The 4910-nt window shown below is 37.5% G+C and carries 1 protein-coding gene; it reads right to left on the reverse strand.

Going from position 1 to position 4910, the window contains the following annotated elements; translation table 11 throughout:
- Positions 1-347 precede the first annotated feature (347 nt).
- On the reverse strand, positions 348-4490 hold the full coding sequence (locus tag J7K40_15400) for a PAS domain S-box protein (protein ID MCD6163782.1): 4143 nt from the start codon (positions 4488-4490) through the stop codon (positions 348-350).
- Positions 4491-4910: the final 420 nt, after the last annotated feature.

Genomic DNA, 4910 nt, shown 5'->3' on the forward strand with positions numbered 1-4910 from the left:
TCATTCGGTCGCTCCTTTGTTCCGGGCGTCAGGATGTCGCTCCTTTCATCCTGACACATAACTAATCGGGTTAGCTAAAAAAATAACAGTGATTTTAGCGCTCCCCCCAGGCGCTAAGACCACTGCTAATTTATTACTAAAGCCTGCTTCTCTTAAAACTTTGCTTTATCTCTCAGAATGTCCGCCTTGGGCGGACGCCACAAGCTGGCTACATCCTGAGGGGTTTTGAACACTGAAATATTATCAGAATAAGTTTTATAAAAGCTGCATGACTATAATAGGTGTTTATAATCATCTGTCAATACGGGGATAATGCCTAAAATATGCGTATATAATAATAAGCAGTGCTATCTCTGAAGATAAGTAGCTAAGTTTATGTTCTTATTAGTGATACCAAGTTTTTTCCGTATAATTTCACGATGTTTCTGAACCGTTGCTATACTAATATTTAATGCTGTCGCGATGTCTTTTGAGATAGTTCCGTTTTTAATCATACTACATATTTCAACCTCGCGCGGCGAAAGTTTTGAATATATATGCTGAATTTCGCCTGACGAGTTTGCTAAAGATTGGAGACAATTATGTACGATATTGTAAAATATCTTATTTACCTTGCCGTCCGCATTTATCATCTTGCTCAATGCCGGCATAAGCGTACTATCGATCTCATCCCTAACCAGATTCTTAATCTCCATTTTTTCTTCTTCGATATGAGCCAAAACTTCACGGAGAGCTATGTTTTTTTCCTGAAGCGCCCGGCGTTCAGTTTTCAATAAGTTCAAACTCTGTATTTCATGAACTTTCTTGCTGACTATTTCAACAATTTCCTGAAGAAAAGCGGCTTCATCGGAAGTTGGCCTTTTACCGTTAAAGGGTGTATCGACAGACAGCCAGCCCTCTGGTTTTTTGGGTGAGGATAATATCGGGGCAAAGAATTCATCCCCAGTTTTCCAGGCTAATTCATTGTCAGTAAAATTTTCTTCCTGAGGAATCGTCCTTTCGACATATTCAGCAAGCAATCCTGATTCCACCGGAATAAAATACGAATGATTAATTTTAAATTTCTTCTGAGTCATCTTAAAAGTCATCTCATCGCTGGGCGCCGGGTTATTCATAACAGCCCTGACAGTATTATCATCCAAACCAAACTGACCGAAATGAATTATCTCCTTTTCCCTGTTATGCATAGTTAGAACAGAGCGTTTATATAATCTGGCATTGTAAATTGACCGACAGCCAAACGAAAGACAGTCATTGATATTATTTGCTCGGCGAAGATTATCCAATAGCTTGGTTACGGCTCTTTCCTTGAACTCGCGAAGTTTTAATTCGGTGATTTCGCTGGCAATATGCAAGGCTTTTGGAATATCTCCATTGGCAGGATAAATAGGATGTATGTTTATTATAAACCATCTTTCCTGACCTTCGATAACCATTTTCAATGTAAAAGTAAGTTTTTTACCTAAATCGATTGTTTTTTTAGTATTATTATAGCGCAAATCGGCGAATTTTTTTGGGAAAATATCCCAATATGATTTGCCAATGTAATCATCTGGTTTGCCGCCTATTAAACTTGCGGTTAATTTGTTCATCGTTAGGTAAACGCCATTTTCGTCTACTGAAAAAATTGGCTGTCCGGCATTTTCTATCAAAAGACGGTATTTTTCCTCGCTGGCTTTAAGCGTTTCCTCGACAAGTTTACGATCAGTTATATCTGTTCCAATATGAATAGCATGTGGAGTATCTCCATTGTCAGGGTAAACCGGGTAAACATTGGTCGTAAACCATCTCTCAATCCCCTGAAAGCTCATCTTAGATGTATAAGTAATCGTATTGCCCGAATCAATCGCCTTTTTAGTTCTGGCGTAGCGTTTGTCGGCAAAATCTTTAGGAAAAACATCCCATAACGATTTACCAAGATAATCATCAAGTTTTCCACCGGTAACTTCGATGGTATTCTCATTTATCATAAGGAATACGCCATTTTTATCAATCGAAAAAATAGGTTGTCCCGAATTTTCAACTAAGTGCCTGTATTTTTCCTCGCTGGCTTTAAGCATTTCCTTGGCTTGCTTGCGGTTGGTAATATCCTGACCTACTGCTATAGCGGTTATTTCATTAGGACCCGAGTGGAAAATAGCCGAGTTTGACCAGAGAATTGTTTTGGTTTCACCGGTTTTAGTTACTAATGGTCCCTCATATTTATCCCTTGGGTGTTTTTTAACCCATAAAGCAAAATCTTTTATCTTATGGTGATGGTGAAATTCAGGAAGGAATATATCAGGCCAATATTTGCCAATAACTTCTTCACGTTTATAGCCGGTTAGTTTTTCAATCTCTTTGTTAAAAACGATTATCCGGGCGTCTTTATCAAGACACACAATCAAGCTGTTGGCGGTATCAAGCAATGAGCTGATGAATTCACGTTCGTTTTGTAATTCCTGCTCAGCGATTTTCTCCTCGGTAATATCATTAATAAATCCGAGGCTTGCCGGTTTGCCCTCCCATGTGATTAACGTTGTGCTAATTTCCAGCCATTGAATGCTGCCATTTTTATTAGTAAATCTGAAAGAATATTTTAAAGGCTTATCCATGCCTTTAACTCTTTTGGCAAAATTCTCAATTATCATTTTTTTGTCATCAGGATGGAAATAATTAATAAACTTTTTGGGAAACATCTCTGATTTTGAATAACCGGAAAGCTCAAAAGTGCGGGGATTAGCATATTTAAGTTCATTATTTTGAAAAACGATAATAGCTTCATTGGCATTTTCAACTACTAAGCGGTACTTCTCTTCAAGCTTATGCAGTTCATGTTCAGTTTGAAGCCGGCAGATTGCGCTGCTTACTTGAGCAGCAATAGTCTCAAGCGCTCTTTTAATCGAATCTGGTATATCTTGATGAACATGCGAAGATACATTGAAGCAGGCAATAACCTCCCCTTCATGGACTAATGGGATTATAGATATATGCTTTAATTTTTCTTTGTTTCGCGAATCAGCGAGAGGCAGATTTAATGATGAATAAAGCGAATATACGGGTTTGCCCGCCATAACTAAGCGAACTTGAGGAGAATCCGGTTCATAATAACCGGCAAGTTTTACAAATTCTTTCGAAAGCCCTCTATGCGTAATTAAATTTAAACCCTTGTTTTCAGTAACGAGATATATTCCGCATGACTTCATGTCTGAAATCTTTATTATATAATCGAGGCATAATTCGAGAGCTTCATTAAGGCTGGAAACAGCGCTTAAGGCAACATTTAAATTGTGTTGAGCGCTAACTATTTTCTCGGTCTGTTTTGTTTCCGTGATATCAATTGCCGTGGTAGCAAAATAAAGAGGCTTCTGAGTGTCATCCGTTATTACCACGCCGTTCATCAACATCGGGAATACATGTCCATCCCGATGAGTATGCCAAACCTCAAGGTTAGTATAACTGCCGTTTTTAAGTAAACCTCGATTAATCTCTAATACTTTTGGTAATTGCTTCTCGTTATGAAATGTTGACAAATTCTTACCTATTATTTCATCATATGTATAACCATGAATGCCGGCAAAATATTCGTTAATATACGTAATATTGCCGTAAGGGTCAGACATAGCTATGCCATAATTTGCCTTATCAGTAATAGTTTTAAACTTGATTAACTCTTTTTCAGCTTTTTTTCGATCGGATATATTATGGTAGATGCCTTGAATCGCTTTCTGCCCGTTATATGATAGGTATGATACAAATACTTCTAAATGTATTTCCTTACCGTCTCTGGAAATAGCAGTATATTCATAATGTTCGGGAACTTTCTCGCCTCGTTTAATTTTATTCAGACGGTTTTTCATAAAAGATATGCTTGATGGAGCAACCAGACACATCATATCAAAATCAGGGGAGCATATCTCCGTCTCCGGCCAGCCAAACATCTCGATAAACTTGCGGTTAACAAATTTGAATCTGTTATTTGCTATTATATAAACAGCGTCAATAGATTTTTCAATAAGAGAGCGATATTTCTCCTCGCTTTCCCGTAAAGCTTTTATTGTTTTGTTACAGTTTGTTATAATCTCGTAATAACATAATATGTACTGGCAATTATCAAGATTGATTATATCAGAAGTCAATATGAATAGATGCTCTCCATCGGTTTTAGTTTTTAACCGCACCTTTATTTTATTAAGCGGCTTGCGTTCCCTGAATATATTAAAATCCAGCCCATCTTCATTTAGCTGTTGATATAAGCCAAGTTCAAAAGCGGTACTGCCGATAATTTCATCGCGGCTGCAGCCGAAAATATCTAAGAAACTATCGCTTACCTCAATAAATTTACTATCAGTAAGGTTTGTAATAGAAACAGGCAGAGGGCTAAGCCTCAGCGATTTAACAAGGGGATTGCCAACAGCGGCGCGCGCCAATGATGCTAAAGACGAATTGCCAGATTTGCTTATTGTCTGCCTTTGACCGTTTTTGATGTTGTTTTTGCGACGGTTATTCATTGAGGAATCTGTTTTGATTTATAATTTATGTTGAGCTTCATGTTTGCGCTCTGTCCGAATGATTATTTCCCTCGATTTAGTATTAATAGCCATATCGAGAGATTATACAGGTTGAAATAGAGTATTATTCCATGTTAATAAATTTTCGGTATTTAAACAACCTGCTGCTTTAAATCTAAGATAGATATTAGTTGTAAGTTGTCAAGTTGTTTTTTATCAGTAACTTCCCTGTTTTTTTATTCAATCGCAGGTCGGGTTCTCTGCCTAAGGGCGGATAACTAACGCGAACGAGCGGACTTAGTCCTTTACTCAATCCGACAATTTTTGTTACAATATAAATTCTCACTACTGTCCGGCTTTTTTTATAGAGTTCTTAAAATAATACCCCAACAATCGAAACTTGCTTATTTCATAACCCAT

Source organism: Candidatus Zixiibacteriota bacterium, assembly GCA_021159005.1.
GTDB lineage: Bacteria > Zixibacteria > MSB-5A5 > UBA10806 > 4484-95 > JAGGSN01.